General features: G+C 63.4%; 13 protein-coding genes. 8 read left to right on the top strand and 5 right to left on the bottom strand.

What is annotated here, in order from left to right:
• Positions 1 to 46: 46 nt before the first annotated feature.
• Positions 47 to 694, bottom strand: coding sequence for a DUF1007 family protein (locus AB4Y85_RS11750; RefSeq protein WP_441985076.1), 648 nt, complete (start codon positions 692 to 694; stop codon positions 47 to 49).
• 217 nt (positions 695 to 911) lie between these two features.
• Between AB4Y85_RS11750 and AB4Y85_RS11745 the strand changes: the two genes are divergently transcribed.
• Positions 912 to 4,412 carry an indolepyruvate ferredoxin oxidoreductase family protein gene (locus tag AB4Y85_RS11745; protein WP_441985075.1) on the top strand — a complete coding sequence of 1,167 codons (3,501 nt, stop codon included), beginning with the start codon at positions 912 to 914 and terminating at the stop codon, positions 4,410 to 4,412.
• 172 nt (positions 4,413 to 4,584) lie between these two features.
• Here AB4Y85_RS11745 and AB4Y85_RS11740 read toward each other — a convergent pair whose 3' ends face one another.
• Both AB4Y85_RS11740 and AB4Y85_RS11735 read right to left on the bottom strand, forming a co-directional pair.
• Positions 4,585 to 5,784 (bottom strand): amino acid aminotransferase, encoded by a 1,200-nt coding sequence (locus AB4Y85_RS11740; protein WP_441985074.1) that lies wholly within the window; start codon positions 5,782 to 5,784, stop codon positions 4,585 to 4,587.
• Between the two features lie 103 nt (positions 5,785 to 5,887).
• Positions 5,888 to 6,595 (bottom strand): uracil-DNA glycosylase, encoded by a 708-nt coding sequence (locus AB4Y85_RS11735; RefSeq protein ID WP_441985073.1) that lies wholly within the window; start codon positions 6,593 to 6,595, stop codon positions 5,888 to 5,890.
• A 201-nt stretch (positions 6,596 to 6,796) separates the two neighbouring features.
• On the opposite strand from AB4Y85_RS11735, the gene AB4Y85_RS11730 reads away from it, so the two are divergent.
• The 5 genes from AB4Y85_RS11730 to AB4Y85_RS11710 all read left to right on the top strand — a co-directional run bounded on the left by AB4Y85_RS11730 (position 6,797) and on the right by AB4Y85_RS11710 (position 13,542).
• Complete coding sequence (locus AB4Y85_RS11730) at positions 6,797 to 8,305, top strand: bifunctional metallophosphatase/5'-nucleotidase (protein ID WP_441985072.1); 1,509 nt, start codon at positions 6,797 to 6,799, stop codon at positions 8,303 to 8,305.
• Positions 8,306 to 8,449: 144 nt separating this feature from the next.
• Positions 8,450 to 10,681: an HWE histidine kinase domain-containing protein gene (locus tag AB4Y85_RS11725; RefSeq protein ID WP_441985071.1), complete on the top strand. Its 2,232-nt coding sequence runs from the start codon at positions 8,450 to 8,452 to the stop codon at positions 10,679 to 10,681.
• A 139-nt stretch (positions 10,682 to 10,820) separates the two neighbouring features.
• The gene (gene hemH, locus AB4Y85_RS11720; RefSeq protein WP_441985070.1) at positions 10,821 to 11,882 is read left to right on the top strand and encodes a ferrochelatase; all 1,062 of its coding nucleotides are present in this window, start codon (positions 10,821 to 10,823) and stop codon (positions 11,880 to 11,882) included.
• 227 nt (positions 11,883 to 12,109) lie between these two features.
• Positions 12,110 to 13,096: an SPFH domain-containing protein gene (locus AB4Y85_RS11715; protein ID WP_441985069.1), complete on the top strand. Its 987-nt coding sequence runs from the start codon at positions 12,110 to 12,112 to the stop codon at positions 13,094 to 13,096.
• Positions 13,093 to 13,542, top strand: a complete 450-nt coding sequence (locus tag AB4Y85_RS11710; RefSeq protein WP_441985068.1) for an NfeD family protein — start codon at positions 13,093 to 13,095, stop codon at positions 13,540 to 13,542. Before AB4Y85_RS11715 ends, AB4Y85_RS11710 begins: the two co-directional genes overlap by 4 nt.
• On the opposite strand, the gene AB4Y85_RS11705 is transcribed toward AB4Y85_RS11710, so the two are convergent.
• Together AB4Y85_RS11705 and AB4Y85_RS11700 are read right to left on the bottom strand one after the other, a co-directional pair.
• Positions 13,539 to 14,534 (bottom strand): KpsF/GutQ family sugar-phosphate isomerase, encoded by a 996-nt coding sequence (locus AB4Y85_RS11705; protein WP_441985067.1) that lies wholly within the window; start codon positions 14,532 to 14,534, stop codon positions 13,539 to 13,541. The two genes, AB4Y85_RS11710 and AB4Y85_RS11705, sit on opposite strands and share 4 nt — an antisense overlap.
• A gap of 50 nt (positions 14,535 to 14,584) precedes the next feature.
• Positions 14,585 to 15,451, bottom strand: coding sequence for a UTP--glucose-1-phosphate uridylyltransferase (locus AB4Y85_RS11700; protein ID WP_441985066.1), 867 nt, complete (start codon positions 15,449 to 15,451; stop codon positions 14,585 to 14,587).
• Positions 15,452 to 15,664: 213 nt separating this feature from the next.
• Here AB4Y85_RS11700 and galE point away from each other — a divergent pair, with 213 nt between their 5' ends.
• Both galE and AB4Y85_RS11690 read left to right on the top strand, forming a co-directional pair.
• Complete coding sequence (gene galE / locus AB4Y85_RS11695) at positions 15,665 to 16,651, top strand: UDP-glucose 4-epimerase GalE (protein WP_441985065.1); 987 nt, start codon at positions 15,665 to 15,667, stop codon at positions 16,649 to 16,651.
• Between the two features lie 78 nt (positions 16,652 to 16,729).
• Positions 16,730 to 17,938, top strand: a complete 1,209-nt coding sequence (locus AB4Y85_RS11690; protein WP_441985064.1) for a lytic murein transglycosylase — start codon at positions 16,730 to 16,732, stop codon at positions 17,936 to 17,938.
• Positions 17,939 to 17,940: the final 2 nt, after the last annotated feature.

The raw sequence follows: 17,940 nt of genomic DNA, 5'->3' as shown, positions 1-17,940 counted from the left end.
CAAAGCCGCCCTTGCGTCGGGGCGGGGAGGTCGAGGGGTCGGGAACTCACGGACATGCGATGATGGCCTTGTTGGAATATTCCACGCCGAAATCGCCCGCCCGCGCCTGGAGCGCGCCCTCATCCTGCAGGATCTGCTGCATGGTGGCATCGAGCGCCTTGGCCTTGGCGATGGTGGTCAGGCAGCCCTCCGGCGCGCCCGCGAGAGTGACGGAGGATTGGCCCTCCGACAGGCTGAAATAGACGAACAGGGTCGGGTCCTCGATCTCGATGGCAACCGGGCCCGCGGAGGCCACGGGCGCCTTGAGGGGCAGTAGGAAGGACATGGTGACCCGGGTCTTGTCCATCACCATGCGCGCCTCGCGTGGCGGATCGAAAGTCTGGGGCTTCCCGCGCGCTTTCAAGGTGGTGAAATACTCGAACTCCTCCAGCGATCCGGCGTTTTCGTCGGCCAGTTCCTGAAGCTCGTCGGGCGAGAGCTTGCCATCGCCGTCCTTGTCCAGGCCTTGCGTCACATAGGCCGTGTAGGCCTCGTCGAAGGTCCAGTGATGGCGGATGCCCATCACCTTCTTGTCCGCCCCGAAGACGATTTCCGCCTTGGCGTTGACCCACACATGCGGATGGGCGGAAGCCGGCAGCGCGGCACCCGCCAGGAGGGCGGCAAGGCAGAATGTGAGACCCAGACGGCGTGACATCATCGACTTCAAAAGCTGTGCTTCAGGCGGGTGCCGGAAGCCTCGAAAGAACCCGGATCATGAGGGATCATGGTTAATGGAGGCAAAACGAAGGCCCTACTTTAGAATCGCTTGATTGACGGCCTGAGGCGGTTATGTCAGCATTACTGACATAATTTCAAAGCCAGTAAGAACCGGGAAAATCCGGCGGCGAGCTTGGGCTCCAAGGAGGAACGGCATGACTGACGGTCATGTGGCGCTTCGTAGCGTTACGCTGGACGACAAGTACGATCTGTCGAAGGATCACGTTTTTATTACCGGCACGCAGGCCGTCATCCGCATGCTGCTCATGCAGCGCGAGCGTGACAGGCTGGCGGGCCTGAACACGGCGGGCTTCGTCTCAGGATATCGCGGTTCGCCCCTCGGCGGGATGGACCAGAACCTCTGGCGCGCCCGGAAATGGCTCCAGCAATCCAACGTCGTCTTCCAGCCCGGCCTCAACGAGGAACTGGCGGCCACCGCCGTATGGGGCTCGCAGCAGGCCGAGATTCGCGGCGACGGCAAGTATGACGGCGTGTTCGGCCTCTGGTACGGCAAGGGCCCGGGCGTCGACCGCTCCGGCGACGTGTTCCGCCACGCCAACATGGCGGGCTCCTCCAAACATGGCGGCGTGCTGGCGCTGATGGGTGACGATCACACGGCGGAATCCTCCACCGTCGCTCACCAGTCCGAATTCCACTTCGTCGATGTGATGATCCCGATCCTGAACCCTGCAGGCGTTCAGGAGATCCTCGATTACGGCCTTTACGGCTACGCCATGAGCCGCTTCTGCGGCACCTGGGTAGCGTTCAAATGCGTGAAGGACAATATCGAATCCACGTCGTCCATCGATGGCTCCCTCGACCGCGTGAAGATCATCATGCCCGATGATTTCATCATGCCGCCGGGCGGCCTCAACATCCGCAACCGCGACGGCGTTCTCGATCAGGAAGCGCGGCTTCAGGATTTCAAGCGCGATGCGATGCTGTCCTTCGTGCGCGCCAACAATCTCAACCGCATCGTGCTCTCCGGCGGGCGCAACGCGAAGATCGGCATCATCACGGTCGGCAAGTCCTATCTCGATGTACGCCAAGCCCTCGACGAGCTCGGCCTCGACGAGGTGAAGGCGAACGACATGGGCCTTCGTCTTTACAAGGTCGCATGCCCCTGGCCGCTCTCGCAGCGCGAGCTTCTGGAATTCGCGCAAGGCCTCGACAAGGTCATCGTCGTCGAGGAGAAGCGTTCCCTCATCGAAGTGCAGCTGCGCGAGGAGCTTTACGGCACCGCGAACCAGCCGCTCTGCATCGGCAAGAAGGACGAGACCGGCAACTGGCTCTTCCCTGTGAAGGGCTCGCTCGACCCCAACGACATCGCCATCGTGCTCGGTGAGCGCCTGCTTGCCTACCACAACAACGACGATCTTCGCGGCCGCGTGGCCCGGCTCCGCCATGCGCAGGAAGTGTTGAAGATCACGAGCGACGTGGCGACCCGTGTGCCGCATTTCTGCTCCGGCTGCCCGCACAACTCATCCACCAAGGTGCCGGAAGGCATGCGCGCCTATGCGGGCATCGGCTGTCACTACATGGTGCAGTGGATGGACCGCTCCACCGACGGCTTTACGCAGATGGGCGGCGAGGGCGCGAACTGGATCGGCGAGTCGCCATTCTCCAATCGCGGTCACGTGTTCCAGAATCTCGGCGACGGCACCTACAACCATTCCGGCATCCTGGCGCTTCGCTGGTCGATCCACACCAAGACCAACGTCACCTACAAGATCCTCTTCAACGATGCGGTCGCCATGACCGGCGGGCAGCCGCATGAAGGCAGCCTCACCGTCGATATGATCGCCCGTCAGGTGCGTGAGGAAGGCGTGGAGCGCATCGCGCTCGTCACGGACGAGCCGCACAAATACCCGAAGGAAATCCGCTGGCCGTCCGGCTTATCGATCCATCACCGCGATGAACTCGACGCCGTGCAGCGCGATCTGGCGCAAATCCCCGGCGTGACGGTGATGATCTACGATCAGACCTGTGCGTCCGAGAAGCGCCGCCGCCGCAAGCGCGGCGAATTCCCCGATCCGGACAAACGCGTCATCATCAACGATCTCGTCTGCGAAGCCTGCGGCGATTGCTCCGTGCAGTCGAATTGCGTGGCCGTGCAGCCTGTGCAGACCGAGTTCGGCCGCAAGCGCCAGATCGACCAGTCGAACTGCAATAAGGACTTTTCCTGCGTGAAGGGTTTCTGCCCGTCCTTCGTGACGGTGCATGGCGCCAAGGTGAAGAAGGCGGTGCCGGAAACGCTCTCGACGGATGACGTCACCTTCAAGCCGCTGCCCGATCCGGTGATCCCCACTATTGACCGCACGTTCAACGTGATTGTGACAGGCGTGGGCGGCACGGGCGTCGTGACCATCGGCGCGATTCTCGGCATGGCGGCCCATCTCGAAGGCAAGGGCATGGGCATGATCGACATGGCCGGCCTCGCGCAGAAGGGCGGCGCGGTCTACAGCCATGTGCGCCTCGCTAACCACCAGGACGATATCCACGCCATCCGTGTGAGTGCGGAAGCAGCCCACCTCGTTCTCGGCTGCGACCTCGTGGTGACCGGCACCAAGAAGGTGCTGGCCGCCGTGAAGGAAGGGCAGACCGCGCTCGTGGTGAATACGGCGGAAGTCATGCCCGGCGAGTTCACGCGCAATGCCGACTTCTCGCTGCCCACCGAGCGCCTGAAGCGCGCGATCAAGGGAGCAGCGGGCACTGACGGCGTCTACTTCGTGGACGCGACGGCGATTGCCACAGCGCTTCTCGGCAATTCGATTGCGGCCAACATGTTCATGCTTGGCTATGCCTATCAGGCCGGCCGCGTGCCGCTCTCCGGCGCTGCCATCGAGAAGGCCATCGAGCTCAACGGCGAAGCGGTGAAGATGAACCTTTCAGCCTTCACCTGGGGCCGCCGCGCGGTTGCGGAACCGGGCGTTCTTGCCGCCATGATGAGCACACTGAAAGCGCCGAACGACGAGCTGAGGATTTCCGAAACGCTGGACGAGGTGATCGAGCGGCGCGTGCAGTTTCTCGCCGCGTACCAGAACAAGCGTTATGGCCAGCGTTACCGCACTCACGTTCAGCGCGTGCGGGAAGCGGAAGAAAAGGCTGTTCCGGGCTCGACCGCGCTTACCGATGCGGTGGCGCGCTCGCTCTTCAAGCTCATGGCCTACAAGGACGAGTACGAGGTGGCGCGTCTCTACACCGACGGCCATTTCGAGCGCCAGGTCGCCTCCGCCTTCGAAGGCGAGAACCTGCGCTTCGAGTTCCACCTCGCGCCGCCGCTGCTCGCCCGCAAGGACCCGGCAACCGGCGTGCCGAAGAAGATGAGCTTCGGCCCGTGGATGATGAAGGCTTTCCGCGTGCTCGCGAAGTTCAAGAGCGTACGCGGCACGCCGCTCGATGTGTTCGGATATACACACGAGCGTCGCATGGAACGCGATCTCATCCGCGAGTTCGAGGGACGGATCGGTGAGATCGTGTCAAAGGTCAAAGCCGACAATCATGCGATTGCAGTCGGCCTCGCCAACATCCCACAGAAGATCCGCGGCTTCGGGCATATCAAGGAGCGGAATTTGGAAGTCGCCAGGAAGGAAGAGGCCGATCTTCTCGCCAAATTCCGCACGGAGCCTCAGCCACTGCCGGTCGCGGCGGAGTGAGATATAAAAAACGTCATCCCGGACGGCGCAGCCGATCCGGGATTGTCAGCAGAATAAAGCACTGTCATTCCGGGGCCGCGCAGCGGAGCCCGGAATGACAACGGTGAGGTTCAAGCCACATCCTGCAGACGATCCCGGGTTCTGCTCCGCAGCCCCGGGATGGCACCTTGCCTTAACCCTGGCTCACATCCACGAAGCTCTTCGCGACCTTGGGTGCGTTCTCCTCGTTGAGACCGGCGACGCACATGCGGCCCGATTCCACCAGGTACACACCGTCGCGCTCGCGCATGGCGCGGACCTGCTGCGCGGTGAGACCCGTATAGCTGAACATGCCGCGCTGGCTGGTGAGGAAGCTCACATCGATTTCATTCGATAGGGCGCTGATGTGCTTGGCGAGGAGCTTGCGCACGGAATCCATGCGAATGCGCATCTCGTCCACTTCGCGGGTCCATTGCGCGCGCAGATCGTCGTTGCCGAGAACGGTCGCGACGAGGAGGCCGCCCATCATCGGCGGGCTCGAATAGCTGCGGCGCACGGCGAGCTTCAGCTGGCCCAGCACGCGCTCGGCCTCGTCCTGGCTCTGGCAGACGGCACTCAGGCCGCCGACGCGTTCGCCATAGAGCGAGAAGTTCTTGGAGAACGAATTCGCCACGAGGCAGCTTGCGCGTTCCGCATAGCGGCGCACAAAGGCGGCGTCCGCTTCCAGGCTTTCGCCGAAGCCCTGGTAGGCCATGTCGAACACGACGATGTGGCCCTTGGTCACCAGTACATCAGTGACGGCGGCCTGCTGCTTCTCGTCGAGATCGACGCCGGTCGGATTGTGGCAGACGGGCTGCAGGATCACGATGGAGCCGGATTCCGCTGCTTCCAGCGCCTTCACCATGCCGTCGAAATCGACCGACTTGGTGTCTTTGTTCCAATAGGGATAGGTCGTCGTCTTGAAGCCAGCACGCTGGAACAGGCCGTGATGGTTCTCCCAGGTGGGATCGCTGACGAGAACCGTGCGGCCCGGCGTATGCTTGGCGAGGAAGTCGGCAGCGATGCCGACCGCGCCCGTGCCGCCGATGGTCTGGATCGTGGCGATGCGCTTCTCCGTGCGGGCCGGGTGCTTGTCGCCGAAGACCAGCTTCTGCACGCCTTCGCGATAACCGGCATGGCCATCCATGGGGAGATAGGGGCGCTCAGCGAAACCGATACGCTCGTAAGCCGCCTTCACGGAGCCCAGCACCGGAATGCGGCCCTTCTCGTCAGTATAGACGCCGATGCTGAGATTGACCTTCTCGCTCCGGGGATCGGCCTTGAAGCTGTCGTTGAGCGACAGGATGGGATCGCCCGCAAAGGCTTCGACTTGTCCAAACAATGATTTCGTCATGCTGACCTCCAGGCGCACGCGGCATCTGGCCTGCGGAAGCGCCGTATTGACGCGAGTGTCCTAACTCCGAATGCCGGTTCCCGGCAAGATCGCTGATGGATGATCAAGGTTCCAGCCGCCAATCCACGGGCTCAAGGCCCTTCTCGGCAAGCCATGCATTGGCGCGGCTGAACGGCCGCGTTTTGCGAAAATCGTTGAGGCGGTTGAGCGGGGAGGGGTGGCCCGATTCGATCACCAGATGCTTGCCCTGATCCACCAGCACCGCCCGCTTGCGCGCAGGCCCGCCCCAAAGCAGGAAGACGACGGCGGGCTGCTGGGCGGAGATCGCACTGAGAACTTGGTCCACAAGGTTCGACCACCCGAACTTCATATGCGCGCCGGATTTGCCCGCCTCGACGGTGAGCGCGGTGTTGATGAGAAGCACGCCCTGCTTCGCCCATTTCGACAAATCGCCGGATTTCGGCATGGGATAGCCGAGATCATCCGCCATCTCGGCCAGGATCGTGCGCAAAGATGCCGGCAGCCGCCTTGCTCCGCGATAGGAGAAGGCAAGGCCATGGGAATCGCCCGGCGTCGGGTAGGGGTCCTGGCCCAGCACCACCACTTTGACCTTGTCCAGAGGGGTCAGCCGCATGCTCGTGAACACGGCCTCCGGCGGCGGCAGAACCTCGCCGCCCGTGGCGATGATTGCATCGACTTTTGCTGCCACCGCTTCCGCGCTGCCATCTTGGAAGAAGGGAAGCCTGATCCAGCCGGCGGCGTTCTTTTCTTTGCGGAAATCCGCCAGGGCTTGGGCGATTGGGCCGGTCATGGAGAAAGGTGCCTTTGGGTCAGGTGTGCGGACATCAAACGTGTCCGCCTCTCTTCTAGTCGCCACCGCCGAAAAAGGCATCACTCGGTGCCACCGAGTTGCCCTGTGGGGACATCGACAGATTGTTGCGATTGTGACACGTTGCCGGTCTAGGCTCTCCATGGCTAAGGTAAGCCAGCCCGCTATCAAGGACCTTTGACGATGCTTAAATGCCGACCCTCCGCCGCGCTGCGTGCCGGTTTTCTCGGAATGTCCGTGCTCCTGTCCGGCCCGGCTCTCGCTCAGGAGGCGGTCACGATCCGCTTCGTCCAGACCAACGACATCGACCGCATGGGCCCCGAGAAAGGCCGCGGCGGCTTCGCCAAGCTGGCGACGGTGGTCAAGGAAGAGAAGGCGAAGGGCAATGCCTTCTTCATCCATGCGGGCGACACCATTTCTCCCTCGCTCATGTCGGGCTTCGACAAGGGCGCGCATGTCATCGACATCCTGAACCGCATGGGCGTCGATGCGATGGCGCCGGGCAACCACGAATTCGACCTCGGCGACGCGGCCTTCCGCGCCCGCATGGCGGAAGCCAAGTTCGACGTTCTGGCCACCAACATCCTTGACGGCAACGGCCTGCCGGCCAACACCAAGGCCGACAAGATGGTCGAGGTGCAGGGCATCAAGATCGGCTTCTTCGGCCTGACCACCGAGGAGACGCCCATCGCGTCGAGCCCCGGCACCATCAAGTTCTCCTCCACCATCGACACGGCCCGCGCCAAGTCGAAGGAACTGCGCGAGAAGGGCGCCGACATCGTCGTCGCCATTGCCCACACTCCGCTCGAAGTCGACATGATCGTCGCCCGCTCGGCGAACGTGGACGTGATCATCGGCGGCCATGACGAGCACCTGCTCGCCTTCTACGACGGCAAGGTCACGCTGACCGAATCCGAGTCGCAGGCCAACTACGTCACGGTCACCGAGCTTGCCGTGACGAAAGCCACGAAGGACGGCAAGACCACGGTCGCCTGGACCCCGAACTTCCGCATCGTGGACACCGCGACCGTGAAGCCCGACCCGGAGATCGAAGGCGTCGTGAAGGGCTATGAGGACAAGCTGTCCAAGGAGCTCGACGTGGAGATCGGCGTCACCGAGACCCCGCTCGACAGCCGCCGCGCCACCGTGCGCGGAGGCGAGGCCGCCATGGGCAACCTCGTGGCGGACGCCCTCAAGGCTGCCGTCGGCGCCGACGTGGCCATCACCAATGGCGGCGGCCTGCGCGCCGACAAGCAATATGAGCCCGGCCAGAAGCTGACCCGCCGCAACATCCTGGCGGAAATGCCCTTCGGCAACACCACCGTGCTGCTCGAAATCAAGGGCGAGCACATCAAGGCTGCTCTCGAGAACGGCGTGAGCCAGGTGCGCGAGCTCGGCGGCCGCTTCCCTCAGGTCTCCGGCATCACCGCCGAGGTCGAAGTCAAGGAGCCGGTGGGCAGCCGCGTGAAGTCGGTCAAGATCAACGGCGAGCCGCTCGATCCGGCCAAGACCTACAAGCTTGCCACCAACGACTTCATGGCGCGCGGCGGCGACGGCTATAAGGCCTTGACGGAGGGCAAGTCCCTCATCGACGTCTCGGCCAGCCAGCTCATGGCAAGCCAGGTGATCGACTACATCGCCAAGGCCGGCAAGGTGTCTCCGAAAGTCGAAGGCCGCGTCGTCCTTCGCTGATGTGGAATGGGAAATTGACACCGAGGCTCGCCCGGGCCTCGGCGTCATTCTTTTTGGGGGTAATTTTCCTCTCCATCAATCGCCCGGCCTGTGCCATGTTGGCCGCTCAAACCGAATCCGGCCAAAACCCGGAATTGAAGCAAAGTGTCATTGCAGGCCCAGACCCGTTTAGAAACGCCGACCCTGACCCGGAAGCGCCGCCGTTCCCTTTCGCGCGGGCGCATGACCCTGGTCATGGGCCTGTTCGGCGTCGCCTTCATTCTCCTTACCTTCGGCTATATCGCGTGGGAGCAGCGCAAGCGTCTCATCGAGCGTAATGAGGAAGATATCGCGAGCCACGCCTATTTCCTGGCGGACCATACGGCGCGCCTCCTGGAGGTGACGGATCTCACCCTCAAGCAGACCGTCGAACTCATCTCCGGAAAGAGCTGGGATGAGATCCAGTCCTCGGAGGACCTCTGGCAGCAGATCCGATCCATCAGGGACGCGCTGCCTTATGTCAGCCATGTCTGGCTCAACGATGCGACCGGAAAGCTGCGCCTGACCTCCGCCGCGTTTCCCACGCCGAATGCCAGCGTGGCGGGACGCGAGGCGTTCGCCGTCCAGGCCCGATCGAATCAAGGCCTCGCCATTGGCGAGCCGATGATCGGGATGATCACGAAGGAGCCGAGCTTCCTGGTGACGCGCCGGATCGACGGGCCGGATGGCGCCTTCAATGGCATCACATCCGTCACGGTGGCGCAGTCCTATTTCAATGATTACTGGGGCAAGCTGCGTGTTCCGAAGGGCACGCGGATCACGCTTCTCAGAGGCTCCGACGCGCGGGTGATCGCGCAATATCCGTCACCGAAGGATGGGTTGACGTTTTTTCCCATCGACAAGGCGGCTTTCGACCAGGCCGTGGCGACAAATGCCCTGTCCGGTTCCTACGCCTTCCTGAGCGGCGGCGAACAGCGGATGGGCGCCTATCACCGCGTCGAGGAATTGCCGCTCTACATCAATGTGAGCATGCCGGAGGATGCCTATTGGGGTCCCTGGACGGTTCAGATGCGTCTTTACGGGGCCTTCGCGCTCATCGCCCTGGTGGCGCTTCTGGCGCTGACGTCCCTGGCCTATCAGCAATTCCATGAACAGGCCGCCACGGAAGCCCTTCTGCAACGCGAAGTTTCGTTGCGCACCGGAGAGCTGAAGGCGGAAACGGCGGCGCTCGAAGTTCTCAACCGCACCGGTCAGGCGCTGGCCGCCGAGCTCGATATCGAGCGCATCGTCGAGAATGTGGTCGAGGCGGCCGTTCTGCTTACCGGCGCGCAGACGGGCGTCTTCTTCTCAGGGGTCGATTCCGTTTCTCCCAACGAAGGCGGCAGGCCCGGTGTGCATTACGGACATTACGCATCAGGCGTAGAGCGGACCGCCTTCTCCGATCTTGCCGTGGAGAAAATCTGCGAAGCTGTGTTCGAGGATGGCCGCACGATCCGGATCGACGACATCACGGCGGATTCCGAACATAAGCACTATCTGGCGGAAGAAAGTTTGTCCGAAGGGCGTCCGCGCATCCGCAGCCTGCTCGCGGTTCCGGTGTCCTCGCGGACGGGCAAGATCAACGGCGTGCTGCTCTTCGTTCATGAGAAGGCAGGCGCCTTCACCGAGCGCGCCGAACGTCTCGTGACGGGCCTTGCCGCGCAGGCGGCCATCGCGCTGGAGAACGGGCGTCTCTATCAAGAGGCGCAATACGAGATCGAGGAGCGCCGGCAGGCGCAGAACCAGCAATCCTTCCTGATCCGTGAGCTGCATCACCGGGTGAAGAACACGCTCGCGACCGTGCAGGCCGTGGTGGGCGCGACCGCGCGCTCCACGTCGAGCATCGAGGAGTTCTACAAGGCTTTCGTCGGGCGCATCATCTCGCTCGCCAACACCCATTCGCTCCTCACCGAAGCCCTGTGGCAGACGGCATCCTTGCGTGAGATCCTGGAGAAGGAGCTTATCCCATACAACGATGCGAAGGGCGAGCGGATCGAGCTGGAAGGGCCGGACGTGAAGCTTCCCTCGGAGATCGCGGTTCCCATCGGCATGGCGGTCCACGAGCTGACGACGAATGCCGCGAAATACGGCGCGCTTTCCGTGCGCACGGGCAAGGTCTCGGTCATGTGGAGCGAGCATGGGGAAGGCGACGACAGGCGGTTGTCCCTGTCCTGGGTGGAGCGTGGCGGCCCCCGCGTGGCGCAGCCCGGCAAGCAGGGCTTCGGCTCCCGGCTCCTGCATCGGGTTCTCACGACCCAGCTCAATGCCCAGGTCAATGTGGATTACGAACCTGCGGGCCTGCGCGTCTCCATCGACGCGCCCATCAAGGCGACCGCCAGCCTGAGTCCGCCCGTGTAGCAGGCGCCTCTCCGGTAAAATACGGAGATGCTGCTTTGTCCCGTTGGCGTCACGGTGCAAAAGCCACTATCTAGACCAAATCCAGCACGCGCGGCCCGAGCCGGGTTTCGCGGCCAAGGTTTATTCAAGGGTCCTTTCGATGAATGAGCGAGTGAGCGTAGCGGAATTGGGCCAGATGGCGCGCCCCGTGGATCATCCGACCGTCCGGTCGGGCCGGATCGGTGTACTCCTGCTCAACCTGGGCACGCCCGAGGGCACCACCTACTGGCCCATGCGCCGCTATCTCAAGGAGTTCCTGTCCGACCGCCGCGTGATCGAGACGCCGCGTCTCCTGTGGTGGCCGATCCTCAACCTGATCATCCTCACCAAGCGCCCCGGGCCGAAGGGCCGCGACTACGCCTCGATCTGGAACAACGAGCGCGATGAAGGCCCGCTCAAGACCATCACCCGCAGCCAGGCGGAGCAGGTGGCAGCCCATATGAAGAGCATCGCGGGCGACAAGATCACCGTCGATTGGGCCATGCGCTACGGCAAGCCGGAGGTGCGCGAGCGCATCCAGGCGCTGCTGGACCAGGGCTGCGACCGCATCTTGCTGGTTCCGCTCTATCCGCAATACGCGGCGGCGACCTCGGCCACCGCCTGCGATCAGGCGTTCCGCGCGCTCATGGACATGCGCTGGCAGCCGAGCGTGCGAGTCTCGCCGCCCTATCACGACGATCCGGTCTATATCGAATCCCTCATCGCCTCGATGAAGCGGGACCTCGCCAAGCTCACCTTCGAGCCAGAAGTGATCCTGGTGTCGTTCCACGGCGTGCCGAAGGAATACCTGCTGAAGGGCGACCCCTATCACTGCCAATGCGTGAAGACCTGGCGTCTCATGCGCGAGGCTTTCGGCTGGCCGGAAGACAAATTCCGCCTGACCTTCCAATCTCGCTTCGGCCCGGACGAATGGCTCCAGCCCTATACGGACAAGACCGTCGAGGCGCTCGCGAAAAGCGGCGTGAAGCGCATGGCGATCGTCGCCCCCGGCTTCTCCGCCGACTGCCTCGAAACGCTGGAAGAACTCGACGTCGAGAACCGCGAAATCTTTATGCATAACGGCGGCGAGGAATTCGCCTATCTGCCGTGCCTGAACGACAGCGACGACGGCATGCGCGTCATCAACCACATCGTCGAGCGTGAGCTGCAGGGGTGGCTTTAAAAGAGGAGCGCTGCCGTTTCACTCTCATCATGGCCGGGCTTGTCCCGGCCATCCCGATTGGAAGAACGCAGCGCCTCAATCATCGGGATCACCGGCACAAGTCCGGTGATGACGTTCAGAAACGGGAAGCGGCTATCTCTCAGTTGAAATAAGGACTGACGACCTAGGCGGCACCGCCGCTTTCGGCTAGCCTGAGCCTCTTGCAACTCCGTTGCCTGGGGAAGTGAATGCAGTTTACCGGTTTCGACATCTTCGTGATCGTTCTCGTGCTCGTCGTCGTGGTGACGATTGCCATGGGAGTGAGAACGGTGCCGCAGGGCTATGCCTATACGGTGGAGCGCTTCGGGCGCTATTCGCGCACGCTCACGCCGGGCCTCGGCCTCATCGTGCCGTATATCGACCAGATCGGGAAGCGCGTGAATGTCATGGAGCAGGTGCTCGACATTCCGAGCCAGGAGGCGTTCACGCGTGACAACGCAGGCGTCACCATCGATGCCGCCGCCTTCTATCAGGTGCTCGATGCGGCCCGCGCGTCATATGAGGTTTCGAACCTGAGTCAGGCGCTTCTGGTTTTGACCATGACCAATATCCGTACGGTGGTCGGCTCCATGGATCTCGATCAGCTTCTCTCCCATCGTGACGAGATCAACGAGCGCCTGCTGCGCGTCATGGATGCCGCCGCCTCGCCCTGGGGCGCGAAGGTCACGCGCGTCGAGATCAAGGACATCCTGCCGCCGCAGGATCTGGCCGGCGCGATGGCGCGGCAGATGAAGGCCGAGCGCGAAAAGCGCGCCGCCGTGTTGGAAGCGGAGGGGTTGAGGCAGGCCGAGATCCTGCGCGCCGAAGGCGACAAGCAGGCGCAGATTCTCTCGGCGGAAGGCCGCAAGGAAGCTGCCTTCCGCGATGCCGAGGCCCGCGAGCGTTTGGCGGAAGCCGAAGCCAAGGCGACCTCCATGGTCAGCGATGCGATCACCCGCGGCGATCTTGCCGCCGCCAACTTCATCGTGGCGGAGAAATACATCGACGCCATCCGCAGCATCGCCACCGCGCCGAACCAGAAGGTCGTCATCGTGCCCATCGAAGCCGCAGGCCTTGCGGGCACGCTTGGCGGCATCGCGGAACTGACGAAATCCGTATTCGGCGGGGAGGGCGGCTCGACGTCTCGGCCCGCCCGCACCGTTCCCAAGGTCACGGGCGGATCGGAACGGTCATGATCGCCGATGCCTTCGCAAGCCTCGGCGCCTGGGCCTGGATCATCCTAGGCCTGCTGCTGATCGGAATCGAGCTGCTGGCGCCCGGCATCTTCTTTCTCTGGCTCGGCCTCGCGGCCATCGCGACAGGATTGCTCGATGCGTTGCTCGGCCTGTCCTGGCAGGCCGCCTCCCTCGTCTTCGCCCTGCTCGCGGTGGCGGCGGTGATTTTGGGGCGCTGGGTAACGCGCTCAGGCGCGCAGCCGGAAGCTCAGTCGGCCCTGCTCAACCAGCGCGGCCAGGCCCTCGTCGGGCGCGTGTTCACACTGGAAACGCCGATCAAGGACGGGCAGGGGCGCATCCGCGTGGATGACAGTTCCTGGCGCGTCACCGGTGCGGACCGGTTCGCGGGCGCGAAGGTCCGCGTCGTTCGCGTCGAAGGCTCGACGCTCGTGGTGGACGATCCTTAAGCAGCGCCCGCCCGCAGCAGGTCGAGATAGTGGACCAGTCCCACCGGCTTGCCGTTATCGACCACGATCAGCGCGGTGATCCGCGCCGTTTCCTCGATCTCGAGAGCAGTCGCCACGAGGGCATCCGGCGCGATGGTGCGCGGAGTGCGGGTCATGATGCTGGCGACGGGCAGGGTGCCGAGATCGGGGCGCAGGTTACGGCGCAGGTCGCCGTCGGTGACGATGCCGGCGAGCGTGCCGTCGGGATTGACCACGATCACAGAACCGAAGCCCTTGCGGCCGATCTCTTCGATGGCCTCGTCCATGCGGACATCGATGCCGACGATCGGCAGGCGCTCATCCTTGTGCATGATGTCGCGGACCAGCTTGAGCCGCGCGCCGAGCTTGCCGCCCGGATGGAACACCCGGAAATGCTCCGCCGTGAAGCCGCGCTTCTCCAGAAGCGCCACCGCCAGAGCATCGCCTAGGGCAAGCTGGATCGTGGTGGAGGTAGTGGGCGCGAGCCCATTGGGGCAGGCTTCCTTCGCCTTGGGCAGGGTCAGGCAGATATCGGCGGCCTGGCCCAGGGTTGAATCCCCGTTCGACGTGAAGGCGATCAGCGGCACCCGGAAACGCTTGGCATAGCCGATGATGTCGGCAAGCTCCGTCGTCTCTCCCGACCAGGACAGGGCGAGGATCACGTCCTCGGCCTGCACCATGCCCAGATCGCCATGGCTGGCTTCGGCCGGATGCACGTAATGGGCGGGCGTTCCGGTGGAGGCAAGGGTTGCCACGATCTTGCGGGCCACATGGCCGGACTTGCCCATGCCGGTCACGATGACGCGGCCCTTGGCGGCGGCGATCCGCTCGATGGCGGCGGTGAACGGCTGGCCGAGCCCGTTGCCGATGGAATCCATGAGGATCGACAGGCCCTCCCGCTCCGTCGCAAGAGTGCGGAGCGCCGAGGCGACGGCGGAATCGGACTGTTCGGGGGTCGGTTTTACGAGTGCCATGACCGCCCCTTTAGCATATCGAGGCGGCCATAGTTAACCCTGAAACCCGGTTACTTTTGGCGCAACAGCGCCTCGAGCTCCTTGCGGAAGTCGGCGGAAAGCTCCTCGCGCTCCAGGGCATAGGCCACGTTGGCCATGAGGAAGCCGATCTTCGAGCCGGTGTCGTAGGTCCGGCCCTCGTACTTCATGCCGAAGAAGGGGTGGTCCTTCATCAGGCGGATCATCGAGTCGGTGAGCTGGATCTCGTTGCCTGCGCCGCGCTCCTGGGTGGAGAGCAGGTCGAAGATCTCGGGCTGGAGAATGTAGCGGCCGGAGATGATGTAATTGGAGGGAGCGGTGCCCTTCGGCGGCTTCTCCACCATGCCGGTGATCTCGAAGGTCTGGCCGAATTCCTGCCCCACCGAGACGATGCCGTATTGATGCGTCTGGTCCTCCGGCACTTCCTCCACGGCGATGATGTTGCCGCCATGCTTGTCGTAGGCGGCGATCATCTGCTCCATGGAGCCGCGGCTGAGCATGTCGGGAAGAATGACGGCGAATGGCTCGTCACCCACGAGCTCGCGGGCGCACCACACCGCATGGCCGAGGCCGAGCGGTTCCTGCTGGCGGGTGAAGCTGGTCTGGCCGGCCTTCGGCTGGTCCTTGGCGAGAAGCTCCAGCTCCTTCGTCTTGCCGCGGCTTTCCAGCGTGCGGTTGAGCTCATAGGCAATGTCGAAATGGTCCTCGATCACAGCCTTGTTGCGGCCCGTGACGAAGATGAACTGCTCGATTCCGGCGGCGCGCGCCTCGTCCACCACGTGCTGAACCACGGGACGGTCCACGACGCACATCATTTCTTTCGGCACGGCCTTGGTGGCGGGAAGGAAACGGGTGCCGAGACCGGCAACGGGGAGGACTGCTTTGCGAATGCGCTTCATTGAGTAAGCCATGTTGGGGCAGGGAGGGAACGACAGGAGTCTAAGGCAAAAGAAGGAAAAGGAAACCGATCACGGTCAAGCTTCGGCCTCCCATAACGCCAGATATTGCCTTAGGTTGCATCTTTGTTGCTTCGTTTCTGGCGCCCTGGACCTGAATTGAACCTGAAGCGTTTTGGTTAAGCCGCGAACATAGGCGGTTTTGAGGAGATTCTCATGACAGTCCTGGTGACGGGCGGCGCGGGCTATATCGGCAGTCACATGGTGCTCGAACTGCTCGATGCGGGCGAGACGGTCGTGGTGCTCGACAACCTGTCCACGGGCTTCCGCTGGGCCGTGCCGCCGGAAGCGACGCTCGTCACGGGCGATGTGGGCGATCAGGAGCTCGTGACGCAGGTCATCGAGGAGCACGGCATCGACAGCATCCTGCATTTCGCCGCCCGCATCGTAGTGCCGGAATCGGTCACTGATCCCCTCGGCTATTATTTCAACAACACGGTCAAAACCCGCGCTCTCATCGAGACGGCAGTAAAGGCTGGCGTGAAGAATTTCGTCTTCTCCTCCACCGCCGCCGTCTACGGTAACCTGCAAGTGCCGCTGCTGACCGAGGACATGCCGCTCATCCCCATCAACCCTTATGGCCGCAGCAAGCTCATGAGCGAGTGGATGCTACAGGATGCCGAGGTTGCCCACGGTCTTCGTTACGCGATCTTGCGCTACTTCAACGTGGCGGGCGCGGACCCGAAGGGGCGCTCGGGCCAATCGACCCCGCAGGCTACCCACCTCATCAAGGTGGCGGCCCAGGCGGCGTTGGGGCAGCGGCCCCATCTCGACGTGTTCGGCACCGATTATGAGACCCCGGACGGCACCTGCGTGCGCGACTACATCCAGGTCAACGACCTTGCCCGCGCCCATCTCGTGGCTCTGCGCTACCTGCGCGCCGGCGGAGCCTGCACGGTCATGAATTGCGGCTACGGCCACGGAGCCTCGGTTCTGGAAGTCGCGGACACGGTCAAAAAGGTCTCCGGCACCGATTTCGATGTGCGCCTGAGCCCTCGCCGGGCGGGGGACCCGGCCCAATTGGTCGCGGCGGTCGACCGAATCAGAGCGCTCGGCTGGGAGCCGGTTCACGACAATCTCGAGGAAATCGTCGATCAGGCCCTGCGCTGGGAGCGGGTTCTGGTGGAGCGTAAAGCCGCATAAAGGCGGTCTATCAACCCGGTATTAACTCTCTTAATGTCGCTATGGCGGGACGAACTGTCCCGTACCATGAGCGACCCCATGCATCAGCCGATCCGTGCGATGCGCCGCCTATGTGGCGCACTCTTTCTTGGTCTGACCCTTACGAATGGGGCGATCCCGGCGGCGCATGCGCAGGATGCCGGCTTCCAGCGCTTCGTGCAGAACCTCTGGCCCGCCGCCAAGGCGAAGGGCGTCTCCCGCGCCACCTTCGACGAGGCCTTCCGGGGCGTTCAGCCCGACCCCAAGATCATCGCGCTCACCAAGAAGCAGTCCGAGTTCGTCCGCCCGATCTGGGAATACATCAACGGCTCCATCTCGGCTGAGCGGCTGAAGCGCGGCCAGCAGATGGCGTCCGAATGGTCCAAGACCCTCGCCATGGTCGAGAAGACTTATGGCGTTCCGAGCTCCGTCGTGCTCGGCGTGTGGGGCATGGAAACGAATTTCGGCAGCTTTACCGGCTCGATCTATGCGATTCGGGCGCTCTCGACCCTGGCCTATACGGGCTACCGGGATGACTTCTTCAAGGATGAGTTGCTCGTCGCCCTCCAGATCCTGGAAGGGGAGCACATCGACCGGAACAAGATGCTCGGCTCCTGGGCCGGCGCCATGGGACAGACCCAGTTCATGCCTTCGAGCTTCATGAAATACGCGGTGGACGGCAATCGCGACGGCGTGCGCGACATCTGGGGTTCCGTGCCCGATGCCATGGCCTCCACGGCCAATTACCTGCGCCAGAAGGGCTGGGAGCCGGGGCTTCCCTGGGGCTTCGAGGTCAATCTGCCGAAGGGCTTCGACTTCCGATACCTGAGCGGCACCTTCCCGCAATGGCAGCATGTGGGCCTGCGCCGCACTGACGGCAAAGCCATGCCGCGCGGCGGCGAGGCCACTCTGTTCCTGCCCGGCGGGGCGAACGGCCCGGCCTTCCTGGTCACCAAGAACTACGACGTGATCAAGACCTACAATTCGTCCGATGCCTATGCCATGGGCGTGGCGCATCTGGGCGACCGCCTGATGGGTGGCCTGCCGATCCAGGGCGCTTGGCCCAAGGACCAGCCCATGATGGAAAAGAACGAACGCGAGGAATTGCAGCAGCGTCTGGCGGGCCTCGGCTTCTACGAGGGCACCACGGACGGCAAGTTCGGCTCCAAGACCCGTGACGCGGTGCGGAACTTCCAGCTCAAGCGCGGCTTGATCCCCGACGGCTACGCTGATTACGCAGTCCTCCGCGAATTACGCGCAGCCCGCTGACG

Origin of the sequence: Microvirga sp. 2YAF29 (genome assembly GCF_052114605.1) — a bacterium.
Lineage (GTDB): Bacteria > Pseudomonadota > Alphaproteobacteria > Rhizobiales > Beijerinckiaceae > Microvirga.
This window is presented reverse-complemented; position numbering and strand designations above follow the sequence as displayed.

Bases quoted from the DNA above. Each gene is read 5' to 3' on its own strand.
- AB4Y85_RS11750 (WP_441985076.1), bottom strand. From the start codon at position 694: ATGTCACGCCGTCTGGGTCTCACATTCTGCCTTGCCGCCCTCCTGGCG.
- AB4Y85_RS11745 (WP_441985075.1), top strand. From the start codon at position 912: ATGACTGACGGTCATGTGGCGCTTCGTAGCGTTACGCTGGACGACAAG.
- AB4Y85_RS11740 (WP_441985074.1), bottom strand. From the start codon at position 5,784: ATGACGAAATCATTGTTTGGACAAGTCGAAGCCTTTGCGGGCGATCCC.
- AB4Y85_RS11735 (WP_441985073.1), bottom strand. From the start codon at position 6,595: ATGACCGGCCCAATCGCCCAAGCCCTGGCGGATTTCCGCAAAGAAAAG.
- AB4Y85_RS11730 (WP_441985072.1), top strand. From the start codon at position 6,797: ATGCTTAAATGCCGACCCTCCGCCGCGCTGCGTGCCGGTTTTCTCGGA.
- hemH (WP_441985070.1), top strand. From the start codon at position 10,821: ATGAATGAGCGAGTGAGCGTAGCGGAATTGGGCCAGATGGCGCGCCCC.
- AB4Y85_RS11715 (WP_441985069.1), top strand. From the start codon at position 12,110: ATGCAGTTTACCGGTTTCGACATCTTCGTGATCGTTCTCGTGCTCGTC.
- AB4Y85_RS11710 (WP_441985068.1), top strand. From the start codon at position 13,093: ATGATCGCCGATGCCTTCGCAAGCCTCGGCGCCTGGGCCTGGATCATC.
- AB4Y85_RS11705 (WP_441985067.1), bottom strand. From the start codon at position 14,534: ATGGCACTCGTAAAACCGACCCCCGAACAGTCCGATTCCGCCGTCGCC.
- AB4Y85_RS11700 (WP_441985066.1), bottom strand. From the start codon at position 15,451: ATGAAGCGCATTCGCAAAGCAGTCCTCCCCGTTGCCGGTCTCGGCACC.
- galE (WP_441985065.1), top strand. From the start codon at position 15,665: ATGACAGTCCTGGTGACGGGCGGCGCGGGCTATATCGGCAGTCACATG.
- AB4Y85_RS11690 (WP_441985064.1), top strand. From the start codon at position 16,730: ATGCATCAGCCGATCCGTGCGATGCGCCGCCTATGTGGCGCACTCTTT.